The organism is Rhodanobacter caeni (genome assembly GCF_039523575.1).
GTDB classification, from domain to species: domain Bacteria; phylum Pseudomonadota; class Gammaproteobacteria; order Xanthomonadales; family Rhodanobacteraceae; genus Rhodanobacter; species Rhodanobacter caeni.
This window is the reverse complement of sequence record NZ_BAAAFO010000001.1, coordinates 250296-269547: the sequence shown is the minus strand read 5'-3', so window position 1 is coordinate 269547 and position 19252 is coordinate 250296. Positions and strand designations below refer to the sequence as shown.

The 19252-nt window shown below is 67.0% G+C and carries 17 protein-coding genes and 1 tRNA gene; 14 read left to right on the top strand and 4 right to left on the bottom strand.

The window, feature by feature from the left end:
• Window positions 1-79: 79 nt before the first annotated feature.
• The 5 genes from ABD017_RS01325 (at window position 80) to ABD017_RS01305 (ending at window position 4674) form a co-directional block, all read left to right on the top strand.
• Entirely contained in the window at window positions 80-712 is a 633-nt protein-coding gene (locus ABD017_RS01325; RefSeq protein WP_425543661.1) for a sigma-70 family RNA polymerase sigma factor, read from the top strand.
• On the top strand, window positions 709-1371 hold the full coding sequence (locus ABD017_RS01320) for a ChrR family anti-sigma-E factor (protein ID WP_343879395.1): 663 nt from the start codon (window positions 709-711) through the stop codon (window positions 1369-1371). The genes ABD017_RS01325 and ABD017_RS01320 overlap by 4 nt, the downstream gene beginning before the upstream one ends.
• A 31-nt stretch (window positions 1372-1402) precedes the next feature.
• Entirely contained in the window at window positions 1403-2815 is a 1413-nt protein-coding gene (locus ABD017_RS01315; RefSeq protein WP_343879393.1) for a cryptochrome/photolyase family protein, read from the top strand.
• Window positions 2816-2926: 111 nt separating this feature from the next.
• Complete coding sequence (locus ABD017_RS01310; RefSeq protein ID WP_343879391.1) at window positions 2927-4039, top strand: catalase family peroxidase; 1113 nt, start codon at window positions 2927-2929, stop codon at window positions 4037-4039.
• Entirely contained in the window at window positions 4036-4674 is a 639-nt protein-coding gene (locus ABD017_RS01305; protein WP_343879389.1) for a cytochrome b, read from the top strand. Before ABD017_RS01310 ends, ABD017_RS01305 begins: the two co-directional genes overlap by 4 nt.
• A gap of 106 nt (window positions 4675-4780) precedes the next feature.
• On the opposite strand, the gene ABD017_RS01300 is transcribed toward ABD017_RS01305, so the two are convergent.
• The gene (locus tag ABD017_RS01300) at window positions 4781-5539 is read right to left on the bottom strand and encodes a MipA/OmpV family protein (protein ID WP_343879387.1); all 759 of its coding nucleotides are present in this window, start codon (window positions 5537-5539) and stop codon (window positions 4781-4783) included.
• Window positions 5540-5813: 274 nt separating this feature from the next.
• Here ABD017_RS01300 and ABD017_RS01295 point away from each other — a divergent pair, with 274 nt between their 5' ends.
• The 9 genes from ABD017_RS01295 to ABD017_RS01255 all read left to right on the top strand — a co-directional run bounded on the left by ABD017_RS01295 (window position 5814) and on the right by ABD017_RS01255 (window position 14014).
• A complete protein-coding gene (locus tag ABD017_RS01295; RefSeq protein WP_343879385.1) occupies window positions 5814-6587 on the top strand; it encodes a hypothetical protein in 774 nt (257 codons plus the stop codon).
• An 82-nt stretch (window positions 6588-6669) separates the two neighbouring features.
• Complete coding sequence (locus tag ABD017_RS01290) at window positions 6670-7620, top strand: acyl-CoA desaturase (RefSeq protein ID WP_343879383.1); 951 nt, start codon at window positions 6670-6672, stop codon at window positions 7618-7620.
• A 2-nt stretch (window positions 7621-7622) separates the two neighbouring features.
• On the top strand, window positions 7623-8918 hold the full coding sequence (locus ABD017_RS01285) for an NAD(P)/FAD-dependent oxidoreductase (RefSeq protein WP_343879381.1): 1296 nt from the start codon (window positions 7623-7625) through the stop codon (window positions 8916-8918).
• Window positions 8915-9715: a DUF1365 domain-containing protein gene (locus ABD017_RS01280; protein ID WP_343879379.1), complete on the top strand. Its 801-nt coding sequence runs from the start codon at window positions 8915-8917 to the stop codon at window positions 9713-9715. The genes ABD017_RS01285 and ABD017_RS01280 overlap by 4 nt, the downstream gene beginning before the upstream one ends.
• Before the next feature lie 19 nt (window positions 9716-9734).
• Entirely contained in the window at window positions 9735-11030 is a 1296-nt protein-coding gene (locus ABD017_RS01275; protein ID WP_343879377.1) for a class I SAM-dependent methyltransferase, read from the top strand.
• Window positions 11027-11587, top strand: a complete 561-nt coding sequence (locus tag ABD017_RS01270; RefSeq protein WP_343879375.1) for a DUF2878 family protein — start codon at window positions 11027-11029, stop codon at window positions 11585-11587. Before ABD017_RS01275 ends, ABD017_RS01270 begins: the two co-directional genes overlap by 4 nt.
• Window positions 11584-12366 (top strand): DUF1295 domain-containing protein, encoded by a 783-nt coding sequence (locus tag ABD017_RS01265; RefSeq protein WP_343879373.1) that lies wholly within the window; start codon window positions 11584-11586, stop codon window positions 12364-12366. The genes ABD017_RS01270 and ABD017_RS01265 overlap by 4 nt, the downstream gene beginning before the upstream one ends.
• Window positions 12363-13439: an SAM-dependent methyltransferase gene (locus ABD017_RS01260; protein WP_343879371.1), complete on the top strand. Its 1077-nt coding sequence runs from the start codon at window positions 12363-12365 to the stop codon at window positions 13437-13439. The genes ABD017_RS01265 and ABD017_RS01260 overlap by 4 nt, the downstream gene beginning before the upstream one ends.
• A 32-nt stretch (window positions 13440-13471) precedes the next feature.
• On the top strand, window positions 13472-14014 hold the full coding sequence (locus tag ABD017_RS01255) for a lipocalin family protein (RefSeq protein WP_343879369.1): 543 nt from the start codon (window positions 13472-13474) through the stop codon (window positions 14012-14014).
• 171 nt (window positions 14015-14185) lie between these two features.
• Here ABD017_RS01255 and ABD017_RS01250 read toward each other — a convergent pair.
• The 3 genes from ABD017_RS01250 to ABD017_RS01240 form a co-directional block, all read right to left on the bottom strand.
• Window positions 14186-14262 (bottom strand) — tRNA-Asn (locus ABD017_RS01250).
• 68 nt (window positions 14263-14330) lie between these two features.
• The gene (ppnN, locus tag ABD017_RS01245) at window positions 14331-15731 is read right to left on the bottom strand and encodes a nucleotide 5'-monophosphate nucleosidase PpnN (RefSeq protein WP_343879366.1); all 1401 of its coding nucleotides are present in this window, start codon (window positions 15729-15731) and stop codon (window positions 14331-14333) included.
• Between the two features lie 133 nt (window positions 15732-15864).
• Window positions 15865-19131 carry a TonB-dependent receptor gene (locus tag ABD017_RS01240; RefSeq protein WP_343879364.1) on the bottom strand — a complete coding sequence of 1089 codons (3267 nt, stop codon included), beginning with the start codon at window positions 19129-19131 and terminating at the stop codon, window positions 15865-15867.
• Window positions 19132-19252 lie beyond the last annotated feature (121 nt).

Sequence of the window (19252 nt, the reverse complement as noted above, 5' to 3'; positions counted from 1 at the left end):
TCGTCGTATCAAGAGCCGGGAAGCCCTGCCGGCACGGCTGGCTCCGCCCTTGGGCGTCACGAACGGAAAGATGCGTATGATGAGGCTGGACAGAACTGGGCCCGAGGTAGTGCCGTTCGGGACGAGGCGATCCGTGACGCAGGCGATCAACTCCACCGTTGCCGACGCGCACTACTGGTCAGCGCAGATGTCAGCGGTATCGACGCAGCGCGATCGCGCCAGTTTTATGCGCATCTACGACCATTTCGCTCCACGCCTGCAGCGCTACCTGCGCAACCTTGGCGTAGCCGATTCGGTGGCCGACGAGCTGGTGCAGGAGGCGCTGCTCACGTTGTGGCGCAAGGCCGGCATGTTCGATCCGGCGCGCGCCAGCCTGGCCACATGGCTGTACCGCGTGGCGCGCAATCTGTACATCGACCACGTGCGCCGCGAGCCGCATTGGCTGCCGGTGCAGGAAGGCCTGGAGCGGCTCGATCATGCCGAATCCGCCCGGCTCGACTCGCAACCGGAGTCCTCCCTCGACCAGGACATCCTGAAACAGGCGATCGATCGCCTGCCGCCCGTACAGGCCAAGCTGGTCCGCATGTGTTACCTCGAAAGCAAAAGCCACAGCGAGATATGCGCTGAACTCGACATGCCGCTGGGCACCGTCAAATCCTCGTTGCGGCGCGCGTTCGCGAAACTGCAGGGCAGCATGAGGGCGCCGCGATGAAACCGAACCATCATCTCGACGACGCCACCCTGCTCAGCTACTCCGCCGGCGCGCTGCCGTCGGCGCTCGCCGTGGTCGCTTCCGCCCACCTGGAGCGCTGCGCCCAGTGCCGCGAGAACCTGAATGCCGCCGACCGGATCGGTGGCGTGCTGATGCAACAGCAACGCGTCGACGCGCCCACCGAGGACGCGCGCGCAGCCATGCTGGCCCTGCTCGACGCCGAACCCGTGCCCGAACACCCTGCACAGCCGGCGGACATCGTTGAACAGAACGATCCGGATCGGCTGCCGGGCGCGCTGCACCCGTGGTTCGGCAACTCACTGCGCGCGCTGCGCTGGAAACGCGTGGCACCCGGCGTGCAGCGCATCCGCGCCAGCGGCATCGACGGCGGGACCCTGATGCTGCTGCGCATCGCGCCGGGCAGCAAGCTGCCGCTGCACAGCCATGGCGGCAACGAGCTGACGATGATCCTGGACGGCGCCTACGACGACATGCTCGGCCATTTCGGTCCCGGCGACGTAGCCGATCTGGATGGCGAGACCAACCACCAGCCGGTGACCTCGCCGGGCGTGCCGTGCATCTGCGTGGCCGCGACCGATGCGCCACTCAAGTTCTCCGGCTGGGTCGCCCGCACGCTGCAGCCGCTGTTCGGTTTCTGAGCACGGTGATGCCTGGACGGAAAGCGAGCCGATGAGCACGGCGCTGGTGCTGTTCCGGCGCGACCTGCGCCTGGCCGACAACCCGGCGTGGAGCGCGGCCTGCGCCGCACACGCGCGGGTCATTCCGGTATTCATCCAGCCCGAGGACGACGGTGCGTGGCCCGCCGGCGCCGCCAGTCGCTGGTGGCTGCACCATTCACTGGCCGCGCTTGAACGCGATCTGCACGACGCCGGTGCCGGCCTGCACCTGCGCCGTGGCGAGCCGCTGGATATTCTGCGGGCGCTGATCACCAGCAGCGGCGCCGACACGGTGTACTGGAACCGGCTGTATGAACCGGCCGGCATCGCCCGCGACACGCGGATCAAGAGCGCGCTGCAGGCCGACGGCATCGCGGTGCACAGCCACAACGCCGCGCTGTGGTGCGAGCCGTGGCAGATCGCCACCGGGCAGGACCAGCCGTACAAGGTGTTCACGCCGTACTGGCGCAAGCTGCGCCCGCGGTTGCACGCGGCCGCGCCGCTGCCGCGGCCAAGCGTGCCGGGCTGGCGCGAATTGCCCGGCAGCCTGCCGCTGGCGGCGCTCGACCTGCTGCCGCGGATCGCCTGGGCCGATGGCCTGGCCGCCAGTTGGCAACCGGGCGAAGCCGGCGCACGGGAGTTGCTGGAGATCTTCGCCGACGACGCCATCGGCGACTACGCGCATGCGCGCGACCTGCCCGCGCGCCATGGCACGTCGCGGCTGTCGCCGCACCTGCACTTCGGCGAGATCTCGCCGCGGCAGATCCACTTCGAACTCGATCGTCGCGGCCGTGCCGCCGACGCGACACGCCGACCCGATATCGAACCGTATCTGCGCGAACTGGGCTGGCGCGAGTTTGCCCATCACCTGCTGTATCACTTTCCGCACACGCCGACCGCCAACTTCAATCCGCGCTTCGACGCATTCCCGTGGGCGCCTGCGGATCATGCCGCGCTCGAGCGCTGGCAGCGCGGTCGCACCGGCATCCCGCTGGTCGACGCCGGCATGCGCGAGCTGTGGCACACCGGCTGGATGCACAACCGCGTGCGCATGATCGTGGCCAGCTTCCTGACCAAGAACCTGCGCCAGCACTGGCAGCACGGCGCGCGCTGGTTCTGGGACACCCTGGTCGACGCGGACCTGGCCAACAACACGCTGGGCTGGCAGTGGGTGGCTGGCTGCGGTGCGGATGCCGCGCCGTACTTCCGCGTGTTCAATCCGGTGACCCAGGCCAAACGCTTCGACCCGGAGGGTCACTACCTGCGACGCTGGTTGCCGGAGCTGGCCCAGGCGCCGCCGGAGTTGCTGCACGAGCCCTGGAACGATGCCGCCCTGCTCAAGCGCAGCGGCTACCCCGCGCCGATGGTCGAGCTGGGCCAATCACGCCAGCAGGCGCTGGACGCCTACGCGGCGCTCGCCCGCTGAGGCGGGCTTCGCTGGCGTCATCCCGCCCGAGGGTGTCGCGCGCGGCGTAACTTTTCCGGCCGCTGCGGCGAATGAGATGGCTGAGGCGCTATTTTCTCGCAAGGACTTTTCATGCCCACTACCGAACCCCGACCGGCTTCGCACCGCCCTCGCCGCACGTGGCCCGCCCTGCTTGGCATCGCGCTGATCGTGGCCGCGGCCGCACTGGCCTTTGCCTGGGTCGCCGGCTGGCTGACGCCGGGCCGGCTCACCCCGCAACGCTTCACCGACGCGATCGAAACCGGCAACGGGCAGATCTACCGCGGTTTTCGCCGCGCCCATGCCAAGGGGGTTTGCGTGGCCGGTTACTTCGAGGGCAACGGGCACGGCGTGGCGCTGTCCAGCGCGCGCCTGTTTGCGCCGGTACGCACGCCATTCGTGGGACGGTTGTCGGTCGGCGGCGGCTCGCCGTACGGGCTGGACGGCAAGGCGCGCGTGCGCAGCATGGCGCTGGAATTGAACAGCGACGACGGCCAGCAATGGCGCATGGCCATGAACAGCTTTCCGTTCTTCGGCGTCGCGTCGGTGCAGGCGTTCTACGAGCAGACGGTCGCCAATGCGCCCGACCCGGCCACCGGCCAGCCCGATCCGGTCAAGCAGGCCGCCTTCGCCAGCGCGCATCCGGAGTTTGCCCGCTTCGCCGCCTGGGCGAAGAACGCGCCATGGCCCACCAGCTGGGCCAATACCACCTACAACGGCGTCAACACGTTCCGCTTCGTCAACCGGGCGGGCGAGCAGCACGACGTGCGCTGGTCGATGCAGCCGCACACCGCTTTCGCGGCGATGTCTCCCGGGCAGCGCGAAGCGGCCGATGGCAACTTCCTCAGCGAGGATCTCGCCACGCGCCTGGTGCACGGCCCGTTGCGCTGGGACATGGTGGTGACCGTGGCCGAGCCCGGTGACCCCACCGGCGACCCGTCGCAAAGCTGGCCCGAGGATCGCCGGCACGTCACTGTCGGCACCGTGGTGATCGAAAGCACCACGGCGCAGACGACCGGCGCCTGCCGCGACATCAACTACGACCCGCTGGTGCTGCCCACCGGCGTGGAAGGGTCCGACGATCCCGTGCTGGCGGCGCGTTCGGCCGTCTATTCGGTGTCGTTCAACCGGCGCCAGCACGACATCGCCGGCGGCAACGCCGCGGCGGCCACCGGGCAGCCCGCGATGCAGGGAGCCAAACCATGAACCGCGCCACCCATTTCAACCTGACCGCCCGCCTGCTGCACTGGAGCATGGCCGTGCTGATCGTGACCATGCTGTTCGTCGGCATCGGCATGGTCGCCTCGATGAGTTGGCGGCCCGGCCTGGTCAACCTGCACCGACCGCTCGGCATCGCGATCCTGCTGCTGGCGATCGTGCGCCTGATCAATCGCCTGCGCCATCGACCGCCACCGTTGCCAGCCGACCTGCCCGCCGTGCAGACGCTGGCAGCCAAAGCCTCGCACTGGCTGTTGTATGCATTGATGTTCGCCATGCCGCTGGTCGGCTGGTCGATGCTGTCCGCCGGCGGTTATCCCGTGACGATGTTCAAGGGCTTGGCGCTGCCGCCGATCGCGCCTCACAACGCCACTGCCTACGCCGTGCTGCGCGGTGCCCACACCTGGCTGGCGCTGCTGCTGTTCGCGACCGTGCTGGCACACCTGGCCGCGGCGCTGTTCCATGCATGGGTGCGGAGGGACGGGGTATTCGCTGCCATGGCGCGCGGCGAGCCGAGACAGGTGGGTGCCCCGTTGAGGCCAGCCGCGGACGCTGGGGGAACAAGCTCGGGCGATCCGGGCGGCACGACCGCGCCGGCACGAACGGATGGAAACCGGCATTGATCGTGCCCCGCATGGAACACCAGCGCACGGGTGGCACAGACGCGCCAACGGCCCAACGCGCGCGCCGGCGGCGATCTACCGGCCGACCCGGCGGAGGCGTTGCTGATCAGAAGGCATAAGACACGCCCAGCAGCAAGGTGGTTGCCGTGGACTTTGCCACCAGCGGGCTGTCGGCGATCCCGCGCGGCAGATGCTGGTAGCGCCAGGCGCCGTAAAACGCCCATTGCCGGCTCAGGGGCACCAGCAGGTTGAGACCGAGTTCGGGAATCAACGCGCTGTCGACGGCATGGACGGCCGGTGCACCCTGCGCCACTTCCCGTGGGCGGATGCCGTAGTAGTAATCGGCCAGGGCACGCGACCACCAGCGCACACCGATCCGCGGGGTGATGCGGACACGTCCGGCGTTGAATGGATACCCGTAGACCAGGGCCAGTTCCTGCCCGCCGCTGCGGTCAAGCGCGTCGCCCAGCGCGGTGAATTCCAGCGTGCCTGCGTCACCGGCCAGCGTCAGCACCGCGCCCACATCCATGCTCTTGCGTCGATCCTGCAATCCCGCGATCGGGATGTCCCGCGCATCCAGGCCATCCAGACGTGCCTGCGCGACGAGATCCAGTTGCACGCCCTCCCCGCGCCAGGCATGCCACCCCAGCTGCAGGCCGCGGAGGTAGACCTGCTCGCCCTCATAGCCCACCGCCGGTACCACCAGGGACCGGTCGACGTTGCCGACGTAGCCCCCGTCATGCAGCAGCGCGATCGCTCCCAGGCGCCAGCCGGTGGCATCCGGGCGGGCGGAACTGGCCTGGGCATGGGCGAGCGACAGACTGGACAGACATGCGGCGAATGCAAGCGCTCTGCGCAGGAACATGCTCGGTGTACTCCGGAATCGTCGAGGGAAAACGACCGCGGCGCCCACGGCAAGGACCGGTCACGGCGGTCGACATCGAGTCACGCGCGGTGCTCGTATGTCTTACGGCTGGCCGGGCATTCCGGATTCCCCCGGCGGCGCGAAGGACGATGCATGGCAACGCGGTGAATCCACCCGCCTCATGATCGCGTATGCCATCCATGCGTGCTTTCGTCACGGCGACCTGCCATGGAGGCGCACATGAGTCCAACCCCTATTCGCGTGGAACCTGTCCATGAAATACCTCGTCCTGCTGCTGGCCTGGACCATGCCCGTGGTCGCATGGCTCTCCAACACCGGCGTATTCGGCCCTACCAACGGGGCGATCTCGAACCAGTACCCGACCCTGATCGTGGCCGCCGGATACGCGTTCGCGATCTGGGGGCCGATCTTCGTTCTCGATGTGATCTACGGCACCTGGCAATGCCTTGATCGCAGCGCCGACCGGGTGCTGCGGCGCATCCGGCCGCTGACCGCGGCGGGCTTTGCGCTGACGTCACTGTGGATGGTCGTGTTTTCGCAGCAATGGTTCTGGCTGGCGCTGGCGATCATCTGGCTCAGCCTGGCCTGCCTGCTCGGCGCCGCCTGGCAGGTCTCGCATACTGCCCGGCACCCGCGTGGCCGTTGGTGGCAATGGCTGCCGCTGTCGCTGCACGCGGGCTGGGTGTCGCTGGCGGCATTCCTCAACCTGGCGCAGGTGATCGTGGCGTTCCGGCTGCTGTCGGTCAGCCACATGCTGCCGTGGACGCTGGTGTTGTTCGGGCTGGCCGGCCTGCTCGTGCTCACCGCCATCGCCCGCATGCGCGGCAATCCCTGGTACACGCTGGCGGTGCTGTGGGGGCTGGCTGGCGTATACGTTGCGCAACGCGCATCGCACCTCGACGGCGCAGCCATCGCGGCCGGCGCCGCGCTGCTGCTTGCCGCCGCGGCGCTGGCCCTCTCGCTGTGGCAGCTGCGGCGAAAACCTCCGGCGCGGGGCTCCGCACACCGGGTCGGTAACAGGCGATGAGCCGTTTGCGGCGGTGGCTGGCCACATGCATCCGTTCGGCACCGCAACCCGTATCTGTGCATGAAGCCCCTGGAAAGCCACGATGGACATGCCCCTCAAAATTCCCGGCCACGTGACTTTCGTGCGCCGACTGCGCCAGTGGTTCGACACCGGCTCGGCCACGCTGCCGGCGGATGATCCGCGGGCCGATCGCATCGACTGGCTGCGCGCGGCGCCCTTCGCAGCGATGCACCTGGCCTGCCTCGGCGCGATCCAGGTCGGTGTGTCGCCGATCGCGCTGGCGGTGGCGGCAATGCTGTACGCGGTGCGCATGTTCGCCATCACCGGCTTCTACCACCGCTACTTCTCGCATCGCACGTTCCAGACCTCGCGCACCGTGCAATTCGTGTTCGCCGTGATCGGCGCCTCGTGCGTGCAGCGCGGGCCGCTGTGGTGGGCAGCCCATCACCGCCACCATCATCGCCACGCCGACACCGCGCTCGATCCTCATTCGCCGGGCGTGCATGGCTTCGCCTGGAGTCATGTCGGCTGGTTCCTGACACCGCGCAACTTCCGCACCGACGTGTCGCGGGTGCCGGACCTGGTGAAGTATCCGGAGCTGCGCTGGCTGGACCGGTTCGACATCGCCGTGCCGGTCGCACTGGCCGTGGGCCTTTACGCGCTCGGCGTCGTGTTGCATCACGTCGCACCGCAGCTTCGTACCAATGGCGGGCAGATGCTGGTGTGGGGCTTCTTCATTTCCACCGTCGTGCTGTTCCACGCCACCGTGACGATCAACTCGCTGGCGCATCGCTTCGGCAAGCGCCGCTTCGAAACAAGGGACGACAGCCGCAACAACCTGTGGCTGGCCCTGCTCACGTTCGGCGAAGGCTGGCACAACAACCATCACTTCTTTCCCGGCTCCAGTCGTCAGGGCTTCCGTTGGTGGGAAGTGGACCTGACCTGGTACGGCCTCAAGCTGATGGCGATGCTGGGTCTGGTGCACGGGCTGAAGCCGGTGCCCGCCTGGGTACTGGCCAGGGCGAGGAGCTAGCCATGCGCATCGCCGTGGTCGGATCGGGCATCGCGGGGCTGGCCTCGGCGTGGCTGCTGTCGCGCAGGCATGACGTGACGCTGTTCGAGGCGAACAGCTATTTCGGCGGGCACACGCATACGCACGAGGTGGAACAGGCTGGCCGGCGCCACCGCATCGACAGCGGATTCATCGTGCACAACCCGGTGCACTACCCGCTGCTGACGCGGATGTTCGCGCAGCTGGGCGTGGCCTCGCAGGCCACCACGATGAGCTTCTCGGTACACAGCGAAGCGAGCGGGCTGGAATACAACGCGGCCACGCTGGACACGCTGTTCTGCCAGCGCCGCAACCTGCTGTCGCCGCGTTTCCTGGGCATGGTGCGCGACCTCGTCCGCTTTTACCGCGAGGCGCCGGCGCTGCTGCAGCGTGACGACATGACCACGCTGGGTGACTACCTCGGCGAGCATGGCTACGGCGCGGCGTTTCGCGACGAGCACCTGGTCCCGATGGCGTCGGCGCTGTGGTCGTCGCCGCCCACGCAGATCCTCAGGTTCCCGATGCGTTACCTGGTGCAGTTCATGGCCAACCACCAGATGCTGCAGCTCAGCGGCCGGCCGCAGTGGCGCGTGGTCCAGGGCGGTTCGTCGACCTATGTGGCCACGTTGCGCGCGCATTGGCCGGTGCACGAGCGGCTGAACTGCCCGGTGTTCGCGATTCGCCGCCACGACGACGGCGTCGAGGTGGACAGCGCCGCCGGCAACGAGCGCTTCGAGCAGGTCGTGCTGGCCTGCCACAGCGACCAGTCGCTGGCCCTGCTGGCCGACGCGAGCGAGCGCGAGCAATCCATTCTCGGCGCGATCACCTATCAGTCCAACGATACCGTGCTGCATACCGATGCCAGTGTGCTGCCGCGCCGACGCAAGGCGTGGGCGGCGTGGAACGCGTGGCTGCCGCGCGATCCCGATGCCGCGTGCACGGTCAGTTACTGCATGAACCTGCTGCAGGGCATCGACTCGCCCGCACCGTTCGTGGTCACGCTCAACCGCACGTCGGCGATCGATCCGGAAAAGGTGCTGGCGCGCATGCGCTACCAGCATCCGGTCTACACCCAGGCCGCGGTCGACGCGCAGGTGCGCAAGCACGAGATCCAGGGTAGCCGTCGCACCTGGTTTGCCGGCGCGTACTGGGGGTGGGGCTTCCACGAGGACGGCATGCGCAGCGCGGTGGAAGTGGCCACGGCGCTGGGCGCGCACTGGCCACTTGGCAGCGGTGCGCTCGCACCGCCGGAAAGCACCACGCAGGCACCGGCGGCATGACCATGAAACCCGCCAGCACGACCCTGCAACCGGCCAGCGCGGTGTACGAGGGCGTGGTGCGCCATCGCCGGCATGCCCCGCACGCGCACGCGTTCAACTACCGCATGGCACAGCTCTATCTGGATCTGGACGAAGTCGAGCAGGTGTTCGCGAGGCGCTGGTTGTGGTCCAGCGAACATCGCAACGTGGCCGAGTTCCGCCGCAGCGATTATCTCGGCCCGACCGGGTTGCCGCTGGCCGAGGCGGTACGCCAGCGCGTCGAGCAGGCCACCGGCCACCGCCCGGCCGGACCGATCCGGCTGCTCACCCACCTGCGCTACGTCGGCCTGGTATTCAACCCGGTCAGCTTCTACTACTGCTTCGACGAAGACGGCGTGACCCTGGTCGCCATCGTGGCCGAGATCACCAACACGCCGTGGAAGGAACGCCACGCGTACGTGTTGCCGATCGAAAACGCGCAGGTACGCGGTCGCGGCCTGCACTGGAGCTTTCCCAAGACTTTCCACGTATCGCCGTTCATGCCGCTGGATTGCGCCTACGACTGGCGTTTCACCGTGCCGGGTGACGACCTGCGCGTGCACATGGACGTGAGCCGCGGCGGCCAGCGCACGTTCGACGCCACCTTGACCCTGCAACGCCACCCGCTCAGCGGTGCATCGCTGGCGCGCGTGCTGTGGCGCTACCCACTGATGACCGCGCAGGTGGTGGCTGCGATCCATTGGCAGGCGCTGCGATTGTGGCTGAAGCGCAATCCGGTGCACGACCACCCCTCACGGCATTCCCATGATCCGGACTGAACACGTCCCGAGGCCCGACATGAACGACATCGGCACCCTACTGACCGGCGACAATGCCCCCTTCGGCGTCATCGATCGCTTCCTGCGCCAGCGGTTGCTCGAGCGGCTGGGTGCATTGCGGCACGGCCGTCTCGTGCTCAAGGACGCCTGCGGCAAGGTCGAGCTGGGCGATCCGGCCAGCGCGCATCCCGAGCTGCAGATCCACGTGCACGTGCTGGACCCCGATTTCTATCGCGCGGTGGCGCGCAACGGCAGCGTCGGTGCCGGCGAGTCGTACATGGACGGTCAGTGGCGCTGCGACGACCTGGTGGGCCTGATCCAGTTGCTGCTGCGCAACCGCGAGCTTCTCGACGGGCTGGAAAGCGGGTTGGCCCTCCTCGGCGGCATGGCGATGCGCGCCTGGCACGCGCTGCGCCGGAACACCCGCGACGGCAGCCGGCGCAACATCGCGGCGCACTACGACCTCGGCAACGACTTTTTCGGCCTGTTCCTGTCCAGCGACCTGATGTACTCGTCGGCGATCTGGACCGATCCGGCCGACACGCTGGAAACCGCCTCGGCGCGCAAGCTGGAACGGATCTGCCGCAAGCTGGATCTGCAGCCCACCGACCGGGTGATCGAGATCGGCACCGGCTGGGGCGGCTTCGCGCTGTACGCGGCCACGCACTACGGCTGTCATGTCACCACCACCACGATCTCGCGCGAACAGCATGCGCTGGCCAGCAAACGCGTCGCGGCGGCCGGCATGGGCGCACACGTGGAACTGTTGCTGGAGGACTATCGCGACCTCGATGGACAGTACGACAAGCTGGTCTCGATCGAGATGATCGAGGCGATCGGCGCACCCTATCTGGACGTCTATTTCGCGAAAGTCGGCGCCCTGCTGAAACCCGACGGGCTGGCCTTGCTGCAGGCGATCACCATCGAGGATCATCGCTACGCGCAGGCGCTGAAGTCGGTTGACTTCATCAAGCGCCATGTGTTTCCCGGCAGCTTCATCCCGTCGGTCAACGCCCTGCTGGCGGCCAAGACCCGCACCAGCGACCTGGCCCCGATCCAGCTGGAGGACTTCGGCAGCTCCTACGCGCTGACCTTGAAAGCCTGGCGCGAACGCTTCATGGCGAACCTGGTGCAGGTGCGCGCGCAGGGTTTCGACGAGTGCTTCATCCGGCTCTGGGAGTTCTACCTGGCGTACTGCGAGGGCGGCTTCCGTGAGCGCTCCATCGGCGTGGCGCAACTGCTGCTGGCCAAACCCGGCAATCGTCGCGCCGCGCTGCTGCCGGAGATCAGCCGCCACGTGAAGCTGCCAGCGTGAGGTCCTGGCTCAGCCTGCTCGGCTACCAGGCCGTCTGGTTCGCGGCGGTGATCGGCGCCGGCCGCGGCCTGGCCTGGCCTGGCGTGCTCGCCATGCTGGTGTACGCGGCGGCGCAACTTCTGCTGGCGCGCAACGTCCGCGTCGACTTCGGCCTGATGGCGGCCGGACTGCTGCTCGGCTTCCTGCTCGACGGCGCACTGATCCGTTGCGGCCTGGCCAGCTATGCCGCCGGGTGGCCTGGGCTGCGGCTGGCACCGGCATGGGTCCTGGCGCTATGGGTGACTTTCGCCCTCACTTGCAGCCAGTCGCTGCGCTACCTGCAAAGTCGCTTGTGGCTGGCGGCGTTGCTGGGGCTGCTTGGCGGTCCACTGGCCTATCTGGGTGCGGCACGCGGCTGGCACGCGGTCAGCTTCGCCGATCCGGCCTGGCGCGGTTTGCTGGCGCTGGCCATCGGCTGGGCATTGGCGACCCCGACGCTCGCGTGGCTGGCGCGCCGCGGCACGACCACGTTGCACACGGGCGTCCCGCACCACTCGACGCGAGGGATTTCCGCATGAGCGTCTTCTGGCAGTTGTTGCTCGTCTGGTTGCTGGCGGCGGTGATGATGACGCTTGGCTGGCAGTGGCAGCGCCGCCGCGCCAATGCAGGCATCGTCGACGTGCTGTGGGCGGCGGGCGTGGGCGGCAGCGCCGTGCTGCTGGCGATCACCGGCAGCGGCACACCATGGACGCGGCTGCTGCTGGCCGTGCTCGGTGGCTTGTGGGGCAGCCGTCTGGCCGTCCATTTGTGGCGGCGGGTGCGCGGCGAGCCGGAGGATGGGCGCTACCGGAACCTGCGCGCTCACTGGCACGGCAGCCAGGGGAAGTTTTTCGCCTTCTTCCAGCTCCAGGCCGTGCTGATCGTGCTGTTCGCGCTGCCGTTCGCGGCGGTGGCGTGCAACCCGCACCTGCCCGGCATGTGGCTGCCGGCAGCGGTCGCGATCTGGCTGCTCGGCGTGATCGGCGAGACGGTCGCCGATGCGCAGCTGGCCCGTTTTCGCCACAACCCCGCCAACAAGGGCCGCACCTGCCGCGAAGGACTGTGGCGCTACTCGCGCCATCCGAACTACTTCTTCGAGTGGCTTCACTGGTTTGCCTACCTCTGCCTTGCCGTGGGTTCGCCGATCGCCTGGCTGGCCTGGGCCGGCCCCTTGGTGATGTACGTGTTCCTGCGCTGGATCAGTGGCGTGCCGTACACCGAGGCGCAGGCCCTGCGCAGCCGCGGCGACGACTACCGCGACTACCAGCGCAGCACGTCAATGCTGATTCCATGGTTTCCGAAGAGGACCCAACGATGACCACTCCCGCTTTCAACGAACTGGCCAGCCAGCGCCCGGCGCCCGGCCTGCTGGGCATGGCCGAGCGCGGCCGCATCCCCGATGCGCTGCTTCGCCAGGGCATTCGCCGACTGTGCGCGCAACGCCTGCGCGAGGAACAGGCCGGCGGCCTCGACGCACAGGCCGCGCGCTACGCCGAGCGCATCGCGATGCTGCGGCACAGCCCGGTGGCGATCCATACCGATGCCGCCAACGCGCAGCATTACGAGCTGCCGCCGGCGTTCTTCGAACTGTGCCTGGGCAAACGCCTGAAATACTCCAGCTGTTACTACCCGCGCGGCGACGAGTCCTTGCACGACGCCGAGGAGGCGATGCTTCGGCTTTACGGCGAGCGTGCCGAACTGGCCGACGGCCAGTCGATCCTGGAACTGGGTTGCGGCTGGGGCTCGCTGACCTTGTGGATGGCCGAGCACTATCCCGACGCGCTGATCACCGCGGTGTCCAACTCCAGGCCGCAGCGTGAACACATCGAGGCGCAATGCCGCCGGCGCAGGCTGTTCAACGTGCGCGTGCTCACCTGCGACGTGAACGCATTGGAACTGGAAGCGGCACAGTTCGACCGTTGCGTGTCGATCGAGATGTTCGAGCACATGCGCAACTACGAGATCCTGCTGCGGCGCATTGCCAGCTGGCTGCGGCCGGGCGGCAAGTTGTTCGTGCACATCTTTGCGCACAAGACCGCGATGTACCCGTTCGAGACCGACGGCGACGACAACTGGATGGGGCGGCACTTCTTCACCGGCGGCCTGATGCCGGCTTCGGACACGCTGCTGTGGTTCCAGTCGTCGCTGCACATCGAACAGCGCTGGCTGGTCGACGGCACGCACTACCAGCGCACCGCGAACCATTGGCTGGCCAACCAGGATGCCCGTCGCGAGCAGGTGATGCAGGTGCTGGGCCAGGCCTATGGCGCCAGTGCGGCAGCGCTGTGGTTCCAGCGCTGGCGCATGTTCTGGATGTCATGCGCCGAACTGTTCGGCTACGCCGACGGCCAGGAATGGCTGGTAGCGCACTACCGCTTCGCACGCCCGTGACTCCACATCCACCACCGTCGCCCGGAGTGACCATGCAACTGTCCAGGACCCTGCTGATGGCCTGCGCCATGCTGCTGAGCGCCAATGCCTGCGCCAACGAGCTGCCGCCGATCAAGCCGGTGGCCTACGTCGACCTGCCCCGCTTCATGGGCAACTGGTACGTGATCGCCACCATCCCCACCCGCTTCGAGAAAGCCGCCTACAACGCGCTCGAGGTCTATACGCTCAAACCCGATGGTGACGTGGCCACCTCGTTCCATTTTCGCGACGGCAGTTTCGACGGCGAGCGCAAGGAAATCCACTCCACCGGCATCGTCAAGCAGGGCACCGGCAACGCAGTGTGGGGTGTGCAGGTGTTCTGGCCGCTGAAAGCGCAGTACATCGTGGCCTATCTGAAGGACGATTACAGCCAGGTGATCGTGGCCCGCGATGCCCGCGACTACGTGTGGGTGATGGCACGCACGCCGACGATCTCCCAGGCGGACCATGACGCGTTGCTGGCCAAGGTGAAAGCCATGGGCTATCCGATGGACAGGATCCGCAAGGTGCCGCAACAGCCATCGCGAACAGAGTAAATGGGTGCCTGACCGGCACCGGCACCTTGGAAACGCGCAGCCATGCAAGACCACGCAACGCCCGGGAAAGGGCGGTGCCGGAACCGCACCGCGGACAATCACCGAGTGCGGCGCGGCCGGTCACTCCACAAAAACAAAAGCCAGCAATCGCCTTGCTGGCTTTGTAAAAAATGGCGCCCGAAGTTGGACTCGAACCAACGACCCCCTGATTAACAGTCAAGTGCTCTAACCAGCTGAGCTATTCGGGCGGGAGCTGCGTAGTTTGTAGTTCGTGCGGGCGGCTGTCAAGCCGTCCGGGCGCGATTTCGGGTTCTTTTCATGGTGTGCGCACGCGGTAGCAGGGCACGTATGCGGCGCCGCCGGGGAGCTTCATGCGTTGCTGCACCACGAATGCCTGCAGCAGCTTGTCCAGTGCCTGCATGATGTCGCTGTCGCCGTCGATGTCGAAGGGTCCGTGTTGCTCGATCGCGCGGACGCCCTCCTCCTTCACGTTGCCAGCGACGATGCCGGAGAACGCGCGGCGCAGGTCGGCGGCAAGCTCGTGGCGGGGGCGGTCGTGCCGGATCTGCAGCGCGCGCATCGCGGCGTGGTCAGGCTGGAACGGCAGCTGGAATGCATACGGCACGTGCAACGCCCAGTTGAAGAAGAACGCATCCTTGGTATCCAGACGATGGTGGCGAACCTTTTCCACGCCCCTGACCATCGTCCGCGCCACCGTCTGCGGATCGTCGATGATGATCTGGTAACGCCTGGCCACCTCATCGCCCAGCGTCAGGCGCAGGAACCGGTCGATCTGCTCGAAGTACGCCGCCGACTGTTTCGGCCCGGTAAAGATCAGCGGGAACGGGGTCTCGGCGTTGTCCGGATGCAGCAGGATGCCGAGCAGGTAGAGGATCTCCTCGGCCGTGCCGACACCGCCGGGGAACACAATGATGCCGTGGCCGATGCGCACGAACGCTTCGAGCCGCTTCTCGATGTCCGGCATGATCACCAGGTGGTTGACGATGGGGTTGGGCGATTCGGCCGCGATGATGCCCGGCTCGGTCAGCCCGATATAGCGGTTGTCCCAGTGGCGCTGCTTGGCGTGCGCGATGGTCGCGCCCTTCATCGGCCCCTTCATGGCGCCGGGGCCGCAGCCCGTGCAGATGTCCATGCCGCGCAGGCCGAGCTGGTAACCGACCAGCTTGGTGTAGTCGTACTCCTCGCGCGAGATCGAGTGCCCGCCCCAGCACACCACCAGGTTGGGGTCGCAATGCGGCTTGAGGATGCGCGCGTTGCGCAGGATCTCGAACACGTCCTCGGTGAGCCTCCCGGACTCGTCGAGATCGGGGCTGTCATGCTCCAGCTGGGTCGCCACGTAGATGATGTCGCGCACCACGGCCACCAGCAGCTCGTTGATGCCGCGGATGATCTGCCCGTCCACGAACGCCTGCGCCGGCGCGTGCGAAAGCTCGATCTTGATGCCGCGATCCTGCTGCAGCACCTGGATGTCGAAGTCGGGGTATTGCTCCAGGATGGCGCGCGGGTCGTCGCTGATGCTGCCGGAGGTGAGCACGGCCAGCGCGCAGCGGCGCAGCAAGGCGTGCAGGCCGGAGCCGCTGGCGCCGCGCAGGCGCGCCACTTCGTTGCGGGAAAGAATATCCAGCCCCCCGGCCGGCGAAATGCGCGCGCTGACGGTGGCGAGCTTGCCGACAGGGCCGGCGTTTACATCATTCATGCAGTACATCTCCATGCCGGCGTGGTGCGGCTGACCCGTAAGCTTCACGCGCGGGCGTCGGCAGGGTCAAGCCGAAAAAAACCGGCGCCCTCGCGGACGCCGGTCGGGTACATCGATCAGGCAGACGGGTCGCTCAGAACGTGTAGCGAAGCGTGATCATCGCGGACCAGCGCGACACCACGCGCGTCGGGTTCTGGCCCGCCTCGTACACGCCGATCGGCGTGGCCTGGTAATTGCCGTTCTTGTCGGTCGGCAACTTGTAGACGTACTTGCCATCCACCACGCCGTTGTAGCCGGCCAGGTTGCGCGTCTGGTACTGGATGTACGGCACGCTGCCCCAATCCTTGTTGAGCAGGTTGAGGAAGTTGTAGACGTCCAGCCGCACCTCGCCCTTGTTGTCCTCGAACAAGCCCGGAAGCTCCTGCACGAAGCTCACGTCCAGCTCGTTCGACCAGGGCAGATGGCTGGCGTTGCGGCCGGCAATGTCGCCACGATGGGCGTTGAGGTACTTGTCGTTGGTGATGTAGTCCTGGAACTGCTGCACGAGCTGCGCGCTGGCCGGCTTGCCCTTGCTGTCCAGGTAGGCGCCGATGAGGGCATCGTCGACCTTGGGGATATAGGCCAGGTCGTAGTAGCTGATGCCGTCGCCATTCGCGTCGCCGCTGTATACCCAGCTGTACGGCAGGCCGTCGTGGCCCAGATACAACGCCGAGATCTGCGTGTTGTAGTCGCCGAAGAACTTGTGCTGCCAGGTCAGCGAGAGCTTCAGGCTGCGTGGAATGTTGTAGGCGGAAATCGCGTTCTCGCTGCCGTTCGGATTGACGCGCGGCACGTACTGGTAGCTGGAGAACGCCTGCGAGCTGCCGCCCGAATTGACCTCGGTCGAATGGCTGAGGGTGAAGCTGGCGTTGCCGAAGAAGTTCTCCGAGAACGGCTTGCGCAGCGACAGGGTGAAGCTGTCGGCCTTGCCCTTGTGCGTGTTGGTCAGCAGCGTGGATGCCGTCGAGAACGCCGGGTTGGCGCCGTTGTTCGGCCCCTTGGTGGCGCCGGGCGTGGTCCAGTACTGCTCGCGGCCATCAGGCAGGTAACCCGACGGCGTACCCAGGTTGATCGCCTTGTACAGGATCGCGTTGCGCACCTGGATGTGCTGGTACTCGGCCGAGGCGATCATGTCCCACCAGGGCAACTCGCGATCCAGCGCCAGCGCCGCCTTCCATACCGTGGGCAGGCGGAAATCCTTGGCGATGGTGTCGACCGGGCCAGCCACCGCGCAACCGGGCGAATCGTCGATCTTCTGGTTGTGCGCGTCCGGGCTGAAATCCGGCTTGGCATCGCAATGCGAACCGTAGCCGTACTTGTAGTCGACCAGGGTAAGGCCGTTGTTCTGGTACGGGTTGGTCATCCACACCGTGGGCGGGTTGGTCTGGAACAGGCCCACGCCACCGCGCAGCTGCATCATGCGGTCGCCGTTGAAGTTGTAGTTGAACGACAGCCGCGGCTCGACCACGCGGTTGCTGGAGCCCACGGCGTAGTTGTTCGGATACCCGAAGGCTGTCTCCGCGGCCGCGTTGTACGGCGGCTTGTGATCGGAATACGGGATGTCGACGCGCACGCCGTACATCACCGACAGGTTGTCGTTGACCTGCCAGGTGTCCTGCAGGAACGGGCTGTACTGGCGATACGTCCACTTGGCGGCGATGTCGCCGATGGCGCGGTTGCCGGCGGGCTGGTACAGCTCGTAGCTGTCGTAGTTGCCGCGGCCGGCGGCGAAATCGGCGATGCTGTTGAACACGTACGAGCCGAACTCGGTGCGGCCGAACAGGTTGTAGATCTGGTCCTGCTCGAACGCCACGCCGCCCTTGATGGTGTGGTCACCGGCGTAATAGGTGCCGGCGAAGAACGCCGTCCAGCGCCTGGTGTTGATCTCGTTGTAGTGGCGGTACTGGTCTTCGCCCAGGTTCACCGACGGGCTGTTGAACGAGTCGGTGTGCACCTGGATGGCCGGCTGATCCTTGGGGCCGCCGGCGAGCTGCGAGAACTGCTGGAAGCCGATCTTCGCCTCGGTGGAGAAGTTGTCGGACCAGTCGTCGAACAGGTGGATCACCGAGTTCTCGGTGAGGCTGTTGGTGGTGTACCAGTAGCTGCTCAGGCCGACGGAAGAATTGCCGTTGCCGTTGACCTTCGGATACGACTCCTTGGTGCGCTGGTAGGTGAAGCTGGCACGGTGGTTGTTGCTGATGTTCCAGTCCAGCTTGACCAGGTAGCGGTCATCCGTGAGGTCGGTGGTGCCGCCGGCAACGTCGCCCGGGTCCAGGCCGTAGCCGGTGGCGATGTTGCGGATGCGCTCGATGTCGCCGGGCGAGACCGCATTGCCGGTGGACGGGCCATCGCCCAGGCTCGGGTCGTACGCCACGTTGGACGAGGAGCCCACGCCGGTGGTCTTCTGCTTTTCGGCGGACACGAAGAAGAACAGCTTGTCCTTGACGATCGGACCGCCCAGGGTCACGCCCTTGGTGGCGTCGATGCCGTAGCCCTTGTAGTGGTAGTTGGGATCGTCGCGGTCCAGGTAGCCGGCGTCGCCCACCAGATGGCTGGCGTTGCGGTAGGCGTAGTAGACCGAGCCGTGGAAATCGTTGCTGCCCGACTTGGTCACCGCGTTGATGCTGGCGCCCACGCTGTCGGAGGTAGTGTCGAAGTTCGCCGTGGAGATGTTGTACTCGGCGATGGTGTCCGGCGAGATCGGCGAACCCTGGTACGGCAGGCCGTTGGCGTTGAGGCCAAACGGGTCGCCCTGCGAGACGCCATCCACGCTGATGTTGTTGTAGCGGGTGTTCTGGCCGTTGGCGGAGATCGCCCCCGAGCCCTGGTCGGTCACCGTGATGCGCGGATCGAGACGGGCGATGTCCGAGATCGAGCGGTCGGCCTGCGGCGTCGCCTGCAATTGCTTCTCGGAAAGGTTCGTCGAAAGGCCCTTGTTGTCCGGCGTGAAGGTCTGCATCAACGCGCTGGCCGATACGGTCACCGCGGAGAGATCCTGCACGCCCTGCGCCTGCTCGGCGCTCATGGTGAGGTTGACCGTGGTTTCCTGGCCCAGCTGCAGGTACACCTGATCCTGCTCACCCTGGGTCAGGCCGGCCTTGGACGCGGTCACGTCGAACGGGCCACCCACGCGCATGCCCTGCGCCGAATAGCGGCCGGAGGCATCGGTGGTGGTGATCTTGGTGGTACCGGTGGGCTCGTGCACGATCTGCACGGTGGCGCCGGCCACGGGCTGGCCGGCGTTGTCGAGCACGCGGCCACTGATGGCGGACGAAGTGACCTGTGCCATGGCAGGTGCACTCGCCGCCAGCAGGGAGGCAATGGCAAGAGGCAGGATCTTGGTGCGCATCGGGTTGTTCATTCTTGATCGACCTTGGGGCTCGCAACGGATTCGTGACGTCGGCGGTGGTCGCGGAGGCAGGCCACAGGCGACGCCGCTGGAGGGTTTCAGACCTTGATCGAAGGCGGTCCTGCGTCGCTGG